Consider the following 16,581-nt stretch of genomic DNA (forward strand, 5'->3'; position numbering starts at 1 on the left):
TTCTACAGAGCAGATCGTTCATCAGATTGAGAGTTTACTAGCACCTCTAGATTCTGTAAATATACTAACAAAATTCAAAGAGTTAGTTAATAAAGAAGTTATATCCTGGTTAGGAGCTGTAAAAATTCATCTAGCCAATTAGAAGAGTCCTCAAAAAAATACATGAAACTCAAATCCAAATTCAACAGCAATTAAAAGAAATCGAGTTGAGGCGAGCATGGTGGGAATCAGTAGAAAAATCTGTTTGCGGTCGCTTTGAGGCAGAAGCTTACAATGAAAATTTATTTAATTTTAATTTCTTAGAGAACGTGAAAGTTCAGTTTGAAACTTGGCAGGAAGATCTCAAGCGAGAAGAATCTTATCTCAATCGCTATTACAACCTGAGCCAAGATTGGATTACTAAAATTCGCATTCCTTCAGAACAAGATCGAAACGAATTAAAGCAAATTTATTTAGATAACACTAATGTCATTGGTATTACTTGCGTACAAGCAGCAAGTCGTAGTTTTTGTGAAGAATTCAAAAGCTTCGATGTTGTCATTATTGATGAAGTTAGTAAATGTACTCCTCCAGAATTATTAATTCCTGCTCTTAAAGGTAAGAAATTAGTTTTGATCGGTGACTATCGGCAATTACCTCCTATGTTAAATGAAAACACCATAGAAGATGTTGCAGAAGCAATGAGCAGTATGCCAGGAGAACTAAGCTTTTTAGAAGAGTCGTTATTCAAGAGTCAGTTTGCCGCTGCTGACGAAAGCATTAAACAAATGCTCACATTTCAGTATCGTATGCACCCTCAGATTATGGGTGCAATTAATCAGTTTTATGACCATCGTTTGAAATGTGGTTTATTAGATCCCGATCGGCAACGCGCACATAATTTGTCTAGTTCAAATATTCAAGCAGAACATCACGTTATCTGGGTAGACACACCAACTGGTAAAGGTTTTGAGGAAAAGCAAGAAGGAACTTCATTTATTAATGAACCAGAAGTTGAAGCGATCGCTAAATTATGCGAACAGATGAATCGAGTATGGATGCATAATTTTGAATGCGGTGAACCTAAAAAAGAGATAAGTATCATTACGTTCTATGGTAGTCAATTAAGACTGATAAACAAACGAATCGAGCCGAAAAACTTCCCTGCACTTCAGATTAGAACTGGTACAGTTGACAGATTTCAGGGGATGGAACGACAAATTATCATTGTCAGTCTGGTTAGAAATAACAATATGAGAAAAGTGGGATTTGCTAAAAAGCCAGAACGAGTTAATGTTGCTTTTTCTCGCGCTCAAGAACTACTTGTTATTGTAGGTAGCTCCGATTTATTTACACAGCAATCTAGTGCTGTTAGTAGAATGTATTCTGAAGTTTTAAATATTGTACGTCGTCATGGAGGACTAATTAATGTTTCTCACATCCTCTAGTAAACCAATCGAATCTCAGTTGAGCGAACAAGTAGATAAAATTGAGCAGCAAAGTCCTAGTTTATCAGTTCTAGCAGCACGTCAATTTCGATACAAGGTGTATCAAACAAAACTAGAAGTAAAACTCAGCAAACGCCGTCAATTTAATGTTCTCGAAGAGTTTATTCTTCGTGCTGGAATCGAACTCGTACCACCCCCAGTAATAAATGAATTGGCATCTGTACTCGGTTTAGATTCTATATTTGTGCAAAATACAGTAGCAACTCTTAGAACTTTAAAAATAATAGAAAATCAACATATAGATGAAATTATTTTAACTCCTCAAGGACAAGAATTTTATGCACAAGGTTCGCTGTTTCAACCAGTAGAAACTAAAACCATTTATGCAATTGCCGATCCGTTATTGGGAAATTTATGTCTCCGAGCTTCTCCTTTAGAATCAGTACAGACAGAGTTGCCAAATTTTGCCGATCTTGTCTCCCTCGATTGCAGAACACCCGCTCGTCTACCTTCTTCTCTTGAAGAGTTACAACAACTTTTTCAAGAAGCAAAATTAGGAAGTAGTGAATCTGTTACTTCTGGAGAAGCATTTGACACTCAAGAGATTTGGCAAGCTATTTCAGTGTTTGCAATTTTTGATCTTCTCGAAGAGAAGTTGAAATTTCATCTTAGACGAGAAAAGCAAATTTTAGCAGATGCCTCTAGCTGGTTAGAAATACTAGAATCAGAAGGTAAAGTTTCGTTGCACGCTCTATGCCAATTGTCAGCAGAAGCATTGACATTAGAGTGTGAAGAAATTCTCAAACATAAAAACTACGAAGTTGAAAGTAGGATAGAAAAGATTCAGCAAAAAGCAGTTGATAGTATTAGAGAAATTCACAAAAAAGAAAAGGATGCATCAGATGTAAACAATGTTATTGTTTTACGCGATCGCCAGATTCGCCAGGAGTTCTTAAAAACTCTGAAATCTGCTAATTCAGAAATACTTATTTATTCTCCTTGGGTGAGTGAAGCAGTTGTAGATCGCGAATTTATTCGGATACTCCAAGAACTAGCTAACCGTGGAGTTTGGATTCTCATCGGACATGGATACACTCGTAAACAGGAAGATGAAGATAGACCGATACCAGCAGCAGTTGAAGCAAGTCTTTTATCTGTTAAAACACCTGAAGGATTACCTGCTGTACAAATATTTTGGTTGGGAAACTCTCATGCAAAAGAAATAGTAGTCGATCGAAAAGTTCACTTATCTGGTTCTCATAATTGGTTATCTTATCGTGGAGATAAGCTACCAAGAGGTGAAACTGTTCATAAAGTGACTATTTTACCCTTAGTTCAGGAAGCCTATGAATTTCTAGCTGAACGATTTCAATCTCACGCTCAAAAGCTGTGGGAAGAAGCTATATTAAACCGAAATTCTCAACTAGCTATTACTCCTCTGTGTGTATGGGGTGCGTTGGAAATGCACGATGAAGCACTAAATCGAATACAGCATAACAGTTGGCTGGAACTTCTACCTTTGTGGTTAGATGTAGTGCATCAAAGAATCAGATCTCAAAAAGATTCATTTGCTCCAACAAGTCTGACAAATATAATTTCACTGTTGAACCAGTTTTCACCAGAAGATTCTATTGTTGAACCTCTATGGGAGAGATGGCAGAAAATAGCAGGTGCGATCGCGGTTTATAATCGAAACACTGCCATAATGCTCTTGGATGAAGCATGGACAGAGTTTATTCGTCTTGGCATTGTCCAGCCACTGATCGAATCACCCCAAGAGGTTCTTGCCAAGTTTACCGTAGTCCTGCAACAACAGGCGATAAAACTTCAGCACAAAAAATCTGCTACTCAACAACCCCAAATTCGTTCACCACAACATAATGGAAATAAAAAGAGAAACAAGCGTGGATAGCTTTGACTATCTAATTGTCTATTCTGGCTGCTAAATTTAACTGTGTTAAGAGTTGATACCTTATTCATCTGCTTACTTTAGGAGATGACTGCACTGGTATGTTCGTCCATCAGTGTTCAAAGAAGTTTATCCTAAAATTATCCCAGTCTGTTTATTATCAACCTGATGCCAACCAACTCTCAATCCGATCGCAGCTTAGAAACCACCAGCGATGTCGCCGTCGCCGAATCATCCTCCCTCACGCCAGAACAGTATCGCCAAAAAATGCAGCGCCGCCAACAGGTGCAACACGATCGCGTTGCTAAAGCCTCGAAAGAGAAAGGTTTGATTATTGTCAATACGGGTAACGGTAAAGGGAAAACCACAGCAGCTTTAGGTATGGTACTGCGATCGCTCGGTCACGGCTATCGCGTGGCGATCGTGCAATTTATTAAAGGTGCTTGGGAACCTGCGGAAAAAGCTATTTTCAGTCAGTTTGGCGATCGCTTAGAGTTTCATGCTATGGGAGAAGGTTTCACTTGGGAAACCCAAGATCGCGATCGCGATATCCAAAATGCCAATACAGCTTGGCAAAAAGGATTAGCCTACATCCTCAACTCAGACTTTAATTTGGTGTTATTAGATGAAATTAACGTAGCACTTAAACTGGGATATTTAGAAATAGGAGAAATCTTGGCTGGATTGGAGCAAAAACCAGTCAGCAGTCACGTTATTTTAACGGGAAGAGGCGCACCCGCCGCGTTAATCGAAAAAGCAGATTTGGTCACGGAAATGACTTTAGTTAAACATCCATTTCGCGAACAAGGTGTCAAAGCTCAACCTGGAATTGAATATTAACAGTTATTAGTGGCTAGTAACTAGTGACTGGTGAGTGGAATCGAGCCACTAGCCACTCACTATTACCAGTTACTACTTCTTAGAAAGAATGATCCATACAGCGTGAACAATACCTGGAACGTAGCCTAGTAACGTTAACAGGACATTAATCCAAAAATCGATTCCCAAACCTACTTGTAAAAAAACGCCTAGTGGTGGTAAAAAAATGGCACACAGCAACCGAATAATGTCCATTTCATCCTCCCATGTGAATGTGCAAAAGTAACTTCCTGGTTGAAATAAGCACAGATAAGCTACCGTATTTTTACCATTCTAGGTTGACATAATTGCTAAAACCGTGACATCACCATTGAGATAGATTTGGCTCTAACAATAATCCAAAATCCAAAATATAACATCTTCTCAGCCGCCACTAATCTTGACTTTGTAACCTATTTGAGTCAAAACTTGCAGTAGTTTTTGCTTGTGGTCGCCTTGAATTTCAATTTCATTTTCTTTCACTGTACCCCCAGCACCGCACTGAGATTTGAGTTGTTTGAGCAATGCTGTCAAAGTTTCTGGCTTGGCTTGAAAACCAGTGATGACAGTGACAGTCTTTCCCTTACGTCCAGCACGAGAAGATTGGACGCGCAGGTTTTGCTGAGAGGGTGGTAAGTCTGGGACAGCTCTTTCTGTAGCCGCCGAGTTATCGCCACCAAATTCGCGGTAGACCACTTTTTCTTGTTTGTTAGAATTAGACGATTTACGCTTTTCGGTTGACATAAATGCGAGCGCTCTATGGGTAAAGATTTTTGTAGTGCCTGTAACTATTCCACTGTAAAACAGTCTAGTGCAAGAAAGCAGATGGCAAAAAGCAGAAGGTAGAAGAAATAATGGAGTAGGGAGTAGATAGCAGTGACAAATAACGAATGACAAATGACAAATGACGAATGACTATGGAAATTAGTGTTTGGAAAACGAGAGCTTTACTAATATTTCTTCTATCTTTATGCGTTGCTGTAGCACTTTCTCTATCTCCTCAAACACCACAGGTACAGCAAATAGATGCATCTGTTTTACCTGCAATCCCCGTTTCCTACAAAGAGACAATTGTGCCTCCACCTGAAGTTAGACAGCGCCAGGAGCAACAAAATGCCAATTCTCCCAACGAGATACAGGTAGCCAATGCTGCTACTGCTACCAGCTATAAACCAAGATATCAGATTGCCTGGGCGCATCCGCTCAACTATGGCGATCGCTTCGCCACAGATATTTACGGCAAACCAGTCTACAACAAACCGATTATCGTCCTGCACGAGACTGTTTACTCCGCCGCTTCTGCAATCAATACCTTCCGAACTCCACACCAGCAAGACGATAAACAAGTGAGCTACCATACCCTAATTGGGTTAGATGGTACGGTAATATACATAGTCCCGCCAGAAAAACGAGCTTTTGGAGCAGCCAATTCTGTCTTTATAGGTAGTCATGGAGCCGAAACCGTCAAAACTCACCCCAACCTAGCATCTTCAGTCAATAACTTTGCCTACCATGTCTCGCTAGAAACTCCAGTAGACGGACGCGATCGCGATCGCCGTCATAGTGGTTATACTCAAGCTCAATATAAATCTCTCGCTTGGTTAATTGCTCAAAGTAAAGTTCCTGATGCAAGAATTACTACCCATAAAGCAGTCGATCGCTCTGGTAGTAGAAGCGATCCGCGCTCTTTCGATCGCCGGAAGTTTCTCAGTTTGTTACACGCTTATAGAGGAATAAGTCGTAAGTCGTCGTAAGTAACTGCTCCCTGTTCCCTGCTCCCTGCTCGTGCGCTCCCTGCTCCCTGATAACTGAAAAAATGGTTTTAAAACCCGATGATGAATTCAAAGATCGCCTTTTGCCTCAAGCAACTACTTTAGTTGAAAAGGCAGTAGGGACGGCTGATTCAGTCGTACTGAAGCCCTGCTTGATGCCTGTTATATTTTGGAAAATAGCTCAAATAGCAATGCACCCATAGTCGCGATCGAGCGAGACGTTCGTACCGACACGGGAACCTATCATCTATTTGTCCGCCGCCTCAGCACTAGCATTCCTAAGGGTAAATTCCAAATTTTGATCGTCCGCGAACTAGCATCTGGCTTAATTCAGTGAGCAGGTGTCAGTTATCAGTTCTTTTGACTTTTGACTTTTGAATTAATGCTCGAACAAATCTTTGAATTGCAATAAGTCAAGCGCAACGATGGTTGGCAAAGTTTGAAAACAGGTTTGCGCGAGTTCCCAGCGTTCTTCTCGTTTGAGCATTTCTGTGAGTTTTTGCCGCAATGAGATTAAATAGCGGACATCATTAGCAGCATAGCGGAGTTGTTCTTCAGATAAATTTGCTGCATTTCCCCAATCAGAACTTTGAGCGCTTTTATCGAGTTCTACCAGTTCTAATTCTTGCACTAATTCTTTCAAACTGTGGCGATTTGTGTATGTCCGCACTAATTTACTAGCAATTTTCGTACAGAAAATCGGTGCGACTTGAATCCCAAGATGATGTTTTAGAGTGGCAAGATCGAACCGTGCAAAATGAAAAATTTTCTCGATATCTGCTTCTAATAATTGTTTTAAATTAGGTGCGTCCGTTTGTTCTTTGGCAATGCGGACAACCGCAACTCTGCCTCGATTATCGCACAACTGTACTAAGCAAAGGCGATCGCGGTGGACGAGCAAACCCATTGTTTCCGTATCTACTGCAATTGCCGTAGCATCCATAAATTGAGCCAAAGCCTCATTGCTCAAGTCGCGATCGCAAATCTGAAAATCTTCCCCTACCATTGCCTTACCTAGATCTTTCGTTACTAAAATACTATAAGGGAGCAGGGAGCAGGGAGCAGGGAGTAGGGAGCTGAGGGAGCAGGGAGCGCACGAGCAGGGAGCAGGGGGAAAATAACTTACGACTTACGACTTACGACTTACAAAAGAGCCTACTTTACTCAGCAATTCAGGGGTTGTAAATCCTTTGGTGAGGTAATCTGTTGCACCAACGCGCCGCGCTTCGTTACTCCATTCTTCTGATAAACGGGAAGAAATGACAAGGGCGGGTAACTTCATGCCTGCTTGCCGACAGCGATCGATCAGGGTGAAACCGTCCATCCCTGGCATCTCAATATCGGTAATTAACAAAGCTGGTACGGGATGGCTAGAGAGCCAAGTCCATGCTTCTAAACCGTCGCGACAAGTCTCAACTGTGTAACCGTTTGCAGTCAAACTTGCTTCAATTCGCCGCCTCACCAGCGCTGCGTCATCAACAACAAGAATAGTACGACTGGCAGCAGGAGGTTCGGCAAATATTTCTGCTAGATCGAAGCTGGGAACGACAGTGCGATCGCCATCTCCAATGGGACTCATCCACAAGTGTGCTGCTAGAGAGGCAGGTTCTAAAACCGCGATCGACATCCCATCGGTTTGTAAAGTTACCCCCATCAACCCTAAAGGTGAAATTAACGGGCTGGGCAAAGGCTCAATTAATAATTCCGACTGTTCTAGCAAGTCATCTGCCAGCAACCAAGCGTCTCGTTCGGCTGTAACAGAAGAAAAAGTAGGGCGAATTCGCAAACAAATCGCCGTATCTGACAATGGACGGTTTGCTCTTGCTCCTGGTTGCCAGTATTCTAATAGGTCAAGGCATGGCATTGAAGCTTCATCTTGGGTCACAAACCAGTTAGGAGCGCTAGACATCGGATCGCGATCGCTGGGCGTTGCTGATAAATTACTCCAAAGAGTCGTAGTCACGATCTCTTCGGCAGGAATGGCAAAGTTGCGATCGCCTGCCTGTACCAAGACGCAGCGTACTAATAAGTGCGGTACGGGAACCTGCATCTGAAAAGTTGTCCCTGCTCCCAGTAACGTTTTCAGGTTGAGGTGTCCGCCGATGCTAGCAATTTGGGTAGCAACTACGTCCATCCCTACCCCGCGTCCAGAAATGTCGCTCACTTCGCTACGAGAGCTAAAGCCAGGTTGACAGAGAACAGCAAGCAAATCGGCGGGGGTATCGGTACGAGTCAGGGGTAGTCCTCGCGCTTGGGCAAGTTGGGAGATCTTGCTGGCATCAATGCCACCTCCGTCATCTTGCAAAGATAGCAGGTAAAATTTACCTTGGCGGCGTAGCGATAAGATAATCGTTCCTTGTTCCGACTTCCCTAATGCTAGGCGATCGGCAGCAGGCTCTAGAGCATGGTCGTAGGCGTTACGCATTAAGTGTAATAGAGCTGGCTCTAGGTGTTGTACCGTACCAGCATCGAGTTCCAAGTGTTCCCCCTGTACGATTAACTGAGCCGGCTTACCAAAGCGATTGATCAGATCGCGGAGAATACCTTTCGCCCGAAAACCCAAAACCTTAAATGGGATCAGCCGACTTTCTTCTACTGTTTGTTGGAGGTTGAGGACATTGCGATCTAACAATTGCAAACTATCTGCTGTTAGCCGCGAACTTGTCGCTGCTTCTGCGCCCAATTCTGACAGGCGCAAACTCACTTCTAGCAGGCGATTGACAATCGTATAACCTTGACGATATCGCTCTAAAACTGGAGCCGTCGATAAACTAGAGCGCTGTTGCTGTAAGTTATCTAAAAGGGCGTAATCGTCTTGAACTTGTCGTAATTGCGTCAGGTATTGCACGCTATCTTGCGCCAGCGACAGCAGTTGTCCGATTTGCGTCTGCAACGATTGATAAAATCCTTGTACTGCCCTGGCAGATAACAGCGTCTCCACCAAACGCTGAGACGATCGCTCCAAGCGTTCTAGAGGTACGGGAACTTGGATATTGGTCTCAGCGGGAGTAGGGAGTTGGTAGGGGCGGGTTTCTAAACCCGCCCGTACGGGAGTCGGAAGAGTGGCTGGTGGCTGGTGGCTGGTGGCTAGAATTGCTCCCTTCCCAGCAGGCAACTTCCCACCTTGTCTGGCACTGTCTTTTAACAGGGGGAGATATTTAGACCATTGCGATCGCCAGAAATCGGATTCGGGGCGGTTGAGTAAAGCTTTACTGTAACGTAGCAAGTCTAACCAACCAGCCTCAAATTCTAAATCGTTGCCAATTTGTATGAGTTGCTGAAGCGTTTGTTTTGCTATTTTGATAACTTCTGGAGGAACTTGACCGCGATCGGGCATTTCTTCTAGTGCCATTTCCAAGTCCAGCACGACGAGATCGAAGCCTTGTTCGGCAAACTCTTGAAATAACTTCGTTTGTTCGTTGGCTTCTGGTAAGTAGAGTTGCTGAATTTCTTGGCGTAGAGCTGCAATGCGATCGACGCTAGGTTGGACGGCAGCGATCGCCGCTTCTCCTGTTACTTCAACTTGCAAGCTTGCAGTCAGAAGTTCTCCCGCCTCTGCTAGCATTTGTGACAGCTGACCGTCTTCTAGCGGTGGTGCAGTTTGCAAGTAGCGCAGATCAAAGAGCAAATCTTCTAGAATAGTTGAGACGTAAAGAATCCCGTCAGCACCCACCGTCACGGCTCCACCCTTAATCGTGTGAACGCAGCGATAAGTTTCTTGAATGTCTGCCGTCCACGTTTGAGGCTGAAGCTTTTGGACGAGATTCATGTATGTTTGCAGATAAGTTTGAGTATCAACAGCAAACATACTGCGCAGCTCTTGCTGCAATTGCAGTTCGGCTACGTCAACAAAATCTGACTCAGCAGCAGTGGAGCTATGTTGTTCCAACATAATCGGGTATATGGGTGTAGTATATATTTACTGATAACTAGTTACTGTGTAGAGGTGTTACATGTAATGCCTCTACACTGCTCCCTGCTCTCTGCTCCCTGCTCCCTGCTTCTCTTCAGAAATACGGAAGAAACTGACTTTTTCTAATAACGTCCGTGCCATGTTGTCAATTAATCCGGCTTGTTCCTGGGTGAAACTAGATTGCTGTTCTGTCTTAGCAGCTACCGTTGCAATTTCCTCAATCGATCGCAGTGTCGTTTGTGCTTCTGCGGCGATCGCTTGGCTAGATGCAGTCACTTGTTGTCCTACCTGAGCCACGCGGTCGGTTACGGCTTTAATCAGCTCAAATACGTGTTGCGATTGCTCTACACTGCCAACGAATTGATGAACTGAATGGCTGATGCCTTGCACGTCTTGGTTAATCCCAGACACTACAGTTTGAATTTGGGCTGCCTGCTGCTGCAATAACAGCAAGCCTTGATTCGTTTGAACGGCAAGATCGTTAACTTGAGTCGCGATGGTTTCAAACTCGCGAGCAACACTAGCAAATTGGTCGGGGTCTTGCTGTCCAGAGGCACGAGCGGCAATCATAGAAGCATTTAACGCAAGTACCCGTGTTAGGGCGGCGACTCGTTTTTGGTCTTTGGCAAACTGGGCGGCTGAGGTCACGAAGTTAGTCAAAATTTGGGCGCGTTTGACGATTTGTTCCGTACCTGAGTGAAGAACTTTAATTTCTTCGGTCAGTTTCACCATTTCCTCCTGTCCTTGGGTGACAGCGATTTGTGCCTGTTGCACGGCTTGGTCTGATGCCAATGCTTGCTGTGCTGTTTGTTGGAACAAATCGGAGAAAGTGACAACTGAGGCTTGCACGGCATTGACCGATCGTGCCTGCTGCTGTGCTTGTTGGGCGGTTACTGCTGCTAGTTGTTCTAGCTCTGTCGATCCGTGAGTCACTTGTTGGGCAGTAGATAATACCGTTGCCATAATTCGAGCTAGTTCTTCAATCAGGCGGTTGAGGGTATCTGCTACCAGTCCAGTAGCGCGATCGCTCACTGGTGCTTGTATTGTCAAGTCTCCGCCTTCCAGTGCTGCTACTGCATCGAGTAAATGACCTACATCTGATTGTAAGACGTGGCTCTCCTGCTCGATCGCCTCTTTCAATTGCTTAATCTCAGCAGTTCCCTTTAAGCTTTCTAGCAAGTTTTGGATTTGGTCAGCCATCTGATTGATATTGGCTCCTAGCATTGCCAATTCGTCATTGCCTTTGACTGCAAGACGTACATCCAAATCGCCTGCTCCCAACTTTTGGACGGTTTTAGTCGCCGCCTCAATTGGCTGGATCGATCGGTTGACTAAAAGCACTGCGATCGCGCTTACTGCAACTGCTGCGGCTAAAGTACCGAGGGCAAAAATTTGCGCCAAGCGATTGTTGACTGCAAAAGCAACGTTTCGATCTGACAGCATAAAGGCATCCCAACCTAGATCGGGTAGTCCTTGGGTTGGCTCGAACGGAGCATATCCCCCAACCACATGCCGCTTTTCTAAAGGTTTGTAAGATTTTGTCGATGCAGCTTTTCTATCCTGGCGCAGTTGCGGAAAAGGAGTGAGGTGTTCGGCGGCATCCATGCCTAAAGTCTCAGTACCATCATTGGTGACAAAAACCTTGCCCGCTTTATCAACTAAATGATAAGTTCTGTCATTTTTACCATAGCTCTTAATCAGATCGTCCAGAAATCGAACTGGCATTTGGGTACGCACAACACCAATTATTTTATTAGTGACTGAATCTCGTACGGGTGCGGCAAGGTAAATAACAGTTTTACCCGTAGATGGTGCAACTCTGGGTTGAGAAATAAATCGCTTTCCGGTGGCAAGGACGGCTTGAAAGCAATCTTCTGTTTTGTGACTGCCAAGTTTAACCCCTTGTGAAACTAAGATATTGTTGCCGTTTAAATCGATGAAGGCGATATTCTCATAGACTTCATATGTTTCGGCGTAATTGGTTAGTACCTGCGAACGGTCTTTTACAGAAACAACTTGCTTCACTTTCTCATTTCGCAAAATTGGCAGGTTACTGAGAGCTTGAATATCGCCGTAACGCTCAAACAGAAAACGCTCAACTTTGTCCATCATCGCCACAGTTTCTTCCTGCTTGGCAAGCTGAATCTGAGTATCTAGCATACTGGCTGCGATGAGATTGGCTGCGATCCCAGTAACGACTACAGGTAGCGTACCAATTGCTACTGCTGCCAAAGTGGTTTTTAAACGCAAACTCAACCCTTTTTTGATAGAGCGGTTAGCATTACTTGAAGGTGATGGAGCTGCATTGTTAGGAGCAGATGGCAAGCTGAGGTCTGATGAATTCGTTGTCATAAGAGCAGGAAAAATGACTGGATAAGCAAGTCAAAAGTCAAAAGTCAAAGATTCGTAGGGGCGGGTTTAGCGAGGCACTCGAGCGATTACAGAGTTGTTTTCCAAAACCCGCCCGTACAGCCATCCGCAGGATGATATACCGTAGAGCGGTGCATTAAGTTGTTGTCAGTTCGACAGCAACAGCATCTTCAACTTCAGACAATAATTCCAAATCTGAAAAAGTTGCATTTTGCTTCAGGGCAGATTCAGGTAAGCGGAAGAATTGAATACTGCTGAGTAGTTTGCGCGATAGCTGTTGCATCTGTTCCGATTGCAGGCGCGTACTCTGAGTTAGCAGCGCGGTACGTTTAGCTAGATCGGCAATATCATTCATTGCTTGAGCTGTAGACTGGGTGGCGTGAAGAATTTCATCGCTAGAACGAGATACACCTAGTCCAGCCTGTACGACCTCTACGGTACTACTGCGGACGTTACTAAACACTTGGTTCGACTGTTCCACACCCGTCGTAAAGTCGCTCACCAATCCACCCAAGCCTTGTACTTCGCCGTCAATTGCCGATACTACACTATGGATTTGGTCGGTACGCTGTTGCAGAGTGAAGAGTCCTTCGTTGGTCTGCTGCGCTAGGGTACTGACCTGAGCCGCGATCGCCTCAAATTCTCGCGCTACAACTAAAAACTGTCTGGGGTCGCGCTGTTCGGACGCGCGGGCGGCTACCAGGGTGGCGTTTAAAGCCAGTACTTGCGTCAAAGAAGCAATCTGGCTTTGGTCTTGGACGAATTGATCCGCTAGACCGACAAATTCACCCAGAGTTTTCATTTTTTGAATAATTCGGTCAGTCCCTTGACTGAGAACGTCAATGCCTTTAGTCATTGCTTCAAGCGCAACTTGACCTTGTTCCACTGCCGATTGCACTTCGGTGAGAGATTGATTCGAGCGATCGACCGTTCCCGCAGAGTCTTGTGCTGATTGACCTACCTGTTGGGTTAACTGTAGTACCTGTTCTACTTCTTGCGCTTGGGTTGTTGCGTTATTTGCTACAGTTTCAGCTAGCTGTCCTAGAGCGGTAGAACCAACAGAAACTTGTTCTGCTGCGGCATATACCTGAGCTAGCACTTGTCCGAGTTTTTCTAGCAGGCGGTTGAGGGTGTCCGCTACTAGTCCGGTAGCGCGATCGCTTACATCAGCTTGTACTGTTAAATCCCCTTCTTCTACTGCCGACACCACGTCGAGGATGTGAATCACCTCCATCGACAGCGCTTCCCCTTCTTGTTGGTTGAGTTCTGCTTGTTTTAACTGTTCCTGCGTAGATACCGTCCGCGATACTTCCTCCCGAATCCGATCCTCGTTAGCCGCAACCTGTTTCAACAAGTTGAAAAATGAAGTTGACAACCGACCGATCTCGTCTTGCTGCTGCATTTGCATTTCGGTCTCAGCATCCGCTTGCGCTAGCTTGTTACATTCATCTAGAATTGGGCGCAAGCGACGATTGAGGCTGCGCACGAAGAGTAAAACTACGGTTGCTAATAACAAACCTGCACCCGCAGCACCAGCGATCGTAATTGTCAAAACTGGACCGAGAACAACTCCTTCCGGTACTGCTGCCATCATTAACCAATTGGTGCTGGGAACTCTTTGATAAGCCCAGAATTTACCTCCCGTCCACAATAGTCCCGATCGCTCTTTTTTGTCTGGCGATGATAATTTCGACCAGATAGCTTTGAGTTCTGGAATGGTCTCGTAACCGCTTTGATTTTTAGCGCGATCGGGTGCGGGTGGGTAAGACATGAGTTTACCCTGTTCGCTGGCGAGGACAAAATAGCCCTGGTTACGAATCACAGATTTGGAGATCTGGTCGCTCAAAGCCCTTAAGTTTACGTCGATCGCGGTGATCCCAAGGATCTTATTGTTGCGATCGCGTATTACCTTACTAAAACTGGTCATGGGGATGTTATACCAGGAGTAAGGCTCAGTCCAGCTTTCGCTTCCCTGTGCTATGGGATCTTTAAAGTACGATTGAGTTGGATAATTGTCCTCCTTGAACAAATCCATTTGGAATAGTTGGTCGTAAGGTGCAGCTAAACGTTTACCTGGCTGCTTCGGGTCTTTCTGGTCTATATAAAAATACGTTCCATGCCATTGACGGTCTGGAAGAATTGCATAAGCAGTTTGTTCCATTGCCATACCCATAGCCAAAGTAGGGCGATGGAGAAAGGATCTTAGCAGTAAAGCATCAAGTAGGTCGGCATTGACCGCTTTCTTGCTGCTCAATAACTCAGATGCACCAGTTAAATCGCGCATCGATTGCTTAACAGGTTCTAACTTACCTTCAATTGAGGTTATCTCAGTGTTTAAGTTATCGCTAATCTGTGTGAGGATTTGTTGTTTTAAAGACTGATAGAAGAAAAAACGGCGTTGCTGAATAGAGATATGAACTATTGAGGAACTGGAACATTCCAGAATTTGAGATAGTGCAGTAACAATCGAATTGAATATTTCAGCATTTCTTCTGATTTGGAGTAGCACAGTGTCTTTCGATGCAGCCGAGCCAGATAGTGCCTCAGTCTTGTATTTTCGGACTCAACTCTGGTCATATAAGTCTTACTGACAATTTGATCGCCGTCTGGAATAAAACCTGGATAAACACTCCAACCATCCGTAACATAAAAGTAGCACCGCCATTGGGCAACGATCGCCCATAGCGGGGCAAAGGTTTCAGCACTATGGTCGCCCAACGCCCAACCTAAAATCCCTGAAGTGAAGTGATCTACTGCTGTCCACAGCCAGATTTTGTTTTTTTTGCACCGACGAAGGTTTCTAGTTCATCTAGTTCACCGACTTGGGGGACTGTTTCTGGGGCATCAGCATCAGGCAGATTGTTACCTACTTGCTTGAGCCAGTGAATGATTGTCGTATGATGAACACCTTTAACTCGTTCAATTCCTCGAAAACCGATGCCATTCACATACATTTTCAAGCATTCCCGTTTGACTTCATCGCTGTAACCTCTGCATGTTTCATAGTGTTCAATGAATTGTCGCCCACAATCAACACAAATGTGGTTCTGTTTACCTCGCTTGATGCCATTCTTCCGAATATGAGTTGATTGGCACTCTGGACATTGCATCGCAACTTACCTCAATTCATACCTCTATTATGCAATGCCGAAAAAACTAATACCACCGAGACTAACTAACGCACCGCCCATGACGGAGATAAACAGTACTGTACCGATGGAATTAAACCGAATTTTTCGCCCAGGACTGTTTTGCGGGGCAGACGGGGAAACGGTAGGTTGATTAGTAGTCATATGATTGAGAATATTGTTTACAAAAAAGGGAGTCGGGAGAAGAGAGAGTCGCGGAGCGATCGGGAGCGATCGGGAGCTGAGGGAGAATTTAATTCGGAATTCGGAATTCGGAACTCGGAATTCCGAATTCTCCCCACACCCCACACCCCACACCCTATTTACTGCTCCCTGCTCCCTGCTCCCTTTATCAAATCGATCGCCATCTCAGGGGTTGCCACAATGAATCTGCTAAGATTTCCGGTTTGAACAATCGCATGTTTGGTTCAGTATTTGACTGCGCGGCATCAAATAAATCTGGTGGTAATTGGGAATGCGATCGCATCCCCAAGGTGCGATCGACAACTAACCCCAGTCCTGCTTGTTCCGCCGCCGCAGCGCTTAATTGCACCACTGTCAGTCTTTCTGTGACAAAACCCTTGGCGATACCCAAGAGTTGACGTAGAGAAACTAACGGGATAACGTGACCTGCATGATGGAGTACCCCCATCATCACTGGCGAGTAGAACGGCATCACAAGGATTTGCGATCGCTCGACAATTGGAATTTCTGCCACTAGAGTTAGCGGCAAGACAAAAGTAAATTGTTCGACTTGAGTGAGGATATATCGCTGTTGCTTTTCCTCAAACTGGATCGATGCATCACTTTGGGCGATCGCGTCAGGAGAGGGATTCATTAGCGTACCTTTTGTAAAGCTTGCTCGACGGTTTCTCGCGTCACGGGTTTGATCAAATAATCATCGGCTCCAGCCCGTTTCATGCCATAGTCAATCTCCAGAGGAGTCTTTTTAGTCGAACAGAAAATGACGTGCTGCTTTGCAGTTTTCTGGTTAGAACGCACCTCGCGCAAAAACTTGTAGCCGTCCTGTTCTGGCATCACAATATCTAGAAATACAGATGCATAGTCTCGATCTGTAAGCATTTGCATAGCTTCCTTCGAGTCGGAACAAGCATCGACTTGATGCCCTAAACTTTCTAATAAAGAAGTAAGTAAGTGGCGATCGACCGAGCTATCATCAACAACTAAAAATTTCATGAGTGTG

At 44.6% G+C, this 16,581-nt stretch carries 15 protein-coding genes and 1 pseudogene; 6 read left to right on the forward strand and 10 right to left on the reverse strand.

Going from position 1 to position 16,581, the window contains the following annotated elements; all coding sequences use genetic code 11:
- Positions 1–206: 206 nt before the first annotated feature.
- From N4J56_RS17060 to cobO, 3 genes are all read left to right on the forward strand, one after another.
- On the forward strand, positions 207–1,427 hold the full coding sequence (locus N4J56_RS17060) for a DEAD/DEAH box helicase (RefSeq protein WP_317107517.1): 1,221 nt from the start codon (positions 207–209) through the stop codon (positions 1,425–1,427).
- Positions 1,408–3,339 (forward strand): phospholipase D-like domain-containing protein, encoded by a 1,932-nt coding sequence (locus tag N4J56_RS17065; RefSeq protein ID WP_317107518.1) that lies wholly within the window; start codon positions 1,408–1,410, stop codon positions 3,337–3,339. Before N4J56_RS17060 ends, N4J56_RS17065 begins: the two co-directional genes overlap by 20 nt.
- 165 nt (positions 3,340–3,504) lie before the next feature.
- Positions 3,505–4,176: a cob(I)yrinic acid a,c-diamide adenosyltransferase gene (gene cobO, locus N4J56_RS17070; protein WP_317107519.1), complete on the forward strand. Its 672-nt coding sequence runs from the start codon at positions 3,505–3,507 to the stop codon at positions 4,174–4,176.
- A 72-nt stretch (positions 4,177–4,248) separates the two neighbouring features.
- Here the strand turns inward: cobO and N4J56_RS17075 are convergent, their stop codons facing one another.
- Complete coding sequence (locus N4J56_RS17075) at positions 4,249–4,410, reverse strand: YqaE/Pmp3 family membrane protein (RefSeq protein ID WP_015154571.1); 162 nt, start codon at positions 4,408–4,410, stop codon at positions 4,249–4,251.
- A 168-nt stretch (positions 4,411–4,578) separates the two neighbouring features.
- Positions 4,579–4,938 carry a translation initiation factor gene (locus N4J56_RS17080; protein ID WP_015154570.1) on the reverse strand — a complete coding sequence of 120 codons (360 nt, stop codon included), beginning with the start codon at positions 4,936–4,938 and terminating at the stop codon, positions 4,579–4,581.
- A gap of 173 nt (positions 4,939–5,111) precedes the next feature.
- Here N4J56_RS17080 and N4J56_RS17085 point away from each other — a divergent pair, with 173 nt between their 5' ends.
- The 3 genes from N4J56_RS17085 to N4J56_RS17095 all read left to right on the forward strand — a co-directional run bounded on the left by N4J56_RS17085 (position 5,112) and on the right by N4J56_RS17095 (position 6,303).
- Entirely contained in the window at positions 5,112–5,948 is an 837-nt protein-coding gene (locus tag N4J56_RS17085) for a peptidoglycan recognition family protein (protein WP_410500520.1), read from the forward strand.
- Positions 5,949–6,010: 62 nt separating this feature from the next.
- Positions 6,011–6,169, forward strand: coding sequence for a hypothetical protein (locus N4J56_RS17090; RefSeq protein WP_317107521.1), 159 nt, complete (start codon positions 6,011–6,013; stop codon positions 6,167–6,169).
- Positions 6,136–6,303 (forward strand): hypothetical protein, encoded by a 168-nt coding sequence (locus tag N4J56_RS17095; protein ID WP_317107522.1) that lies wholly within the window; start codon positions 6,136–6,138, stop codon positions 6,301–6,303. The genes N4J56_RS17090 and N4J56_RS17095 overlap by 34 nt, the downstream gene beginning before the upstream one ends.
- A 42-nt stretch (positions 6,304–6,345) precedes the next feature.
- Here the strand turns inward: N4J56_RS17095 and N4J56_RS17100 are convergent, their stop codons facing one another.
- The 8 genes and pseudogenes from N4J56_RS17100 to N4J56_RS17135 form a co-directional block, all read right to left on the reverse strand.
- Entirely contained in the window at positions 6,346–6,972 is a 627-nt protein-coding gene (locus tag N4J56_RS17100) for a ribonuclease H-like domain-containing protein (protein ID WP_317107523.1), read from the reverse strand.
- 123 nt (positions 6,973–7,095) lie between these two features.
- Positions 7,096–9,858 (reverse strand): response regulator, encoded by a 2,763-nt coding sequence (locus tag N4J56_RS17105; RefSeq protein ID WP_317107524.1) that lies wholly within the window; start codon positions 9,856–9,858, stop codon positions 7,096–7,098.
- Between the two features lie 72 nt (positions 9,859–9,930).
- On the reverse strand, positions 9,931–12,231 hold the full coding sequence (locus N4J56_RS17110) for a methyl-accepting chemotaxis protein (protein WP_317107525.1): 2,301 nt from the start codon (positions 12,229–12,231) through the stop codon (positions 9,931–9,933).
- A gap of 154 nt (positions 12,232–12,385) precedes the next feature.
- Positions 12,386–14,758 (reverse strand): methyl-accepting chemotaxis protein, encoded by a 2,373-nt coding sequence (locus tag N4J56_RS17115; protein WP_317107526.1) that lies wholly within the window; start codon positions 14,756–14,758, stop codon positions 12,386–12,388.
- Positions 14,668–15,359: pseudogene (locus N4J56_RS17120) on the reverse strand (IS1 family transposase). The gene N4J56_RS17115 and the pseudogene N4J56_RS17120 overlap by 91 nt, the downstream one beginning before the upstream one ends.
- Before the next feature lie 27 nt (positions 15,360–15,386).
- Positions 15,387–15,542: a hypothetical protein gene (locus N4J56_RS17125; RefSeq protein WP_317107527.1), complete on the reverse strand. Its 156-nt coding sequence runs from the start codon at positions 15,540–15,542 to the stop codon at positions 15,387–15,389.
- Positions 15,543–15,729: 187 nt separating this feature from the next.
- Positions 15,730–16,215 (reverse strand): chemotaxis protein CheW, encoded by a 486-nt coding sequence (locus tag N4J56_RS17130; RefSeq protein ID WP_317107528.1) that lies wholly within the window; start codon positions 16,213–16,215, stop codon positions 15,730–15,732.
- Positions 16,215–16,574: a response regulator gene (locus N4J56_RS17135; RefSeq protein WP_317107529.1), complete on the reverse strand. Its 360-nt coding sequence runs from the start codon at positions 16,572–16,574 to the stop codon at positions 16,215–16,217. Before N4J56_RS17135 ends, N4J56_RS17130 begins: the two co-directional genes overlap by 1 nt.
- Positions 16,575–16,581: the final 7 nt, after the last annotated feature.

It is taken from the genome of Chroococcidiopsis sp. SAG 2025 (assembly GCF_032860985.1).
In the GTDB taxonomy this organism is placed as follows: domain Bacteria; phylum Cyanobacteriota; class Cyanobacteriia; order Cyanobacteriales; family Chroococcidiopsidaceae; genus Chroococcidiopsis.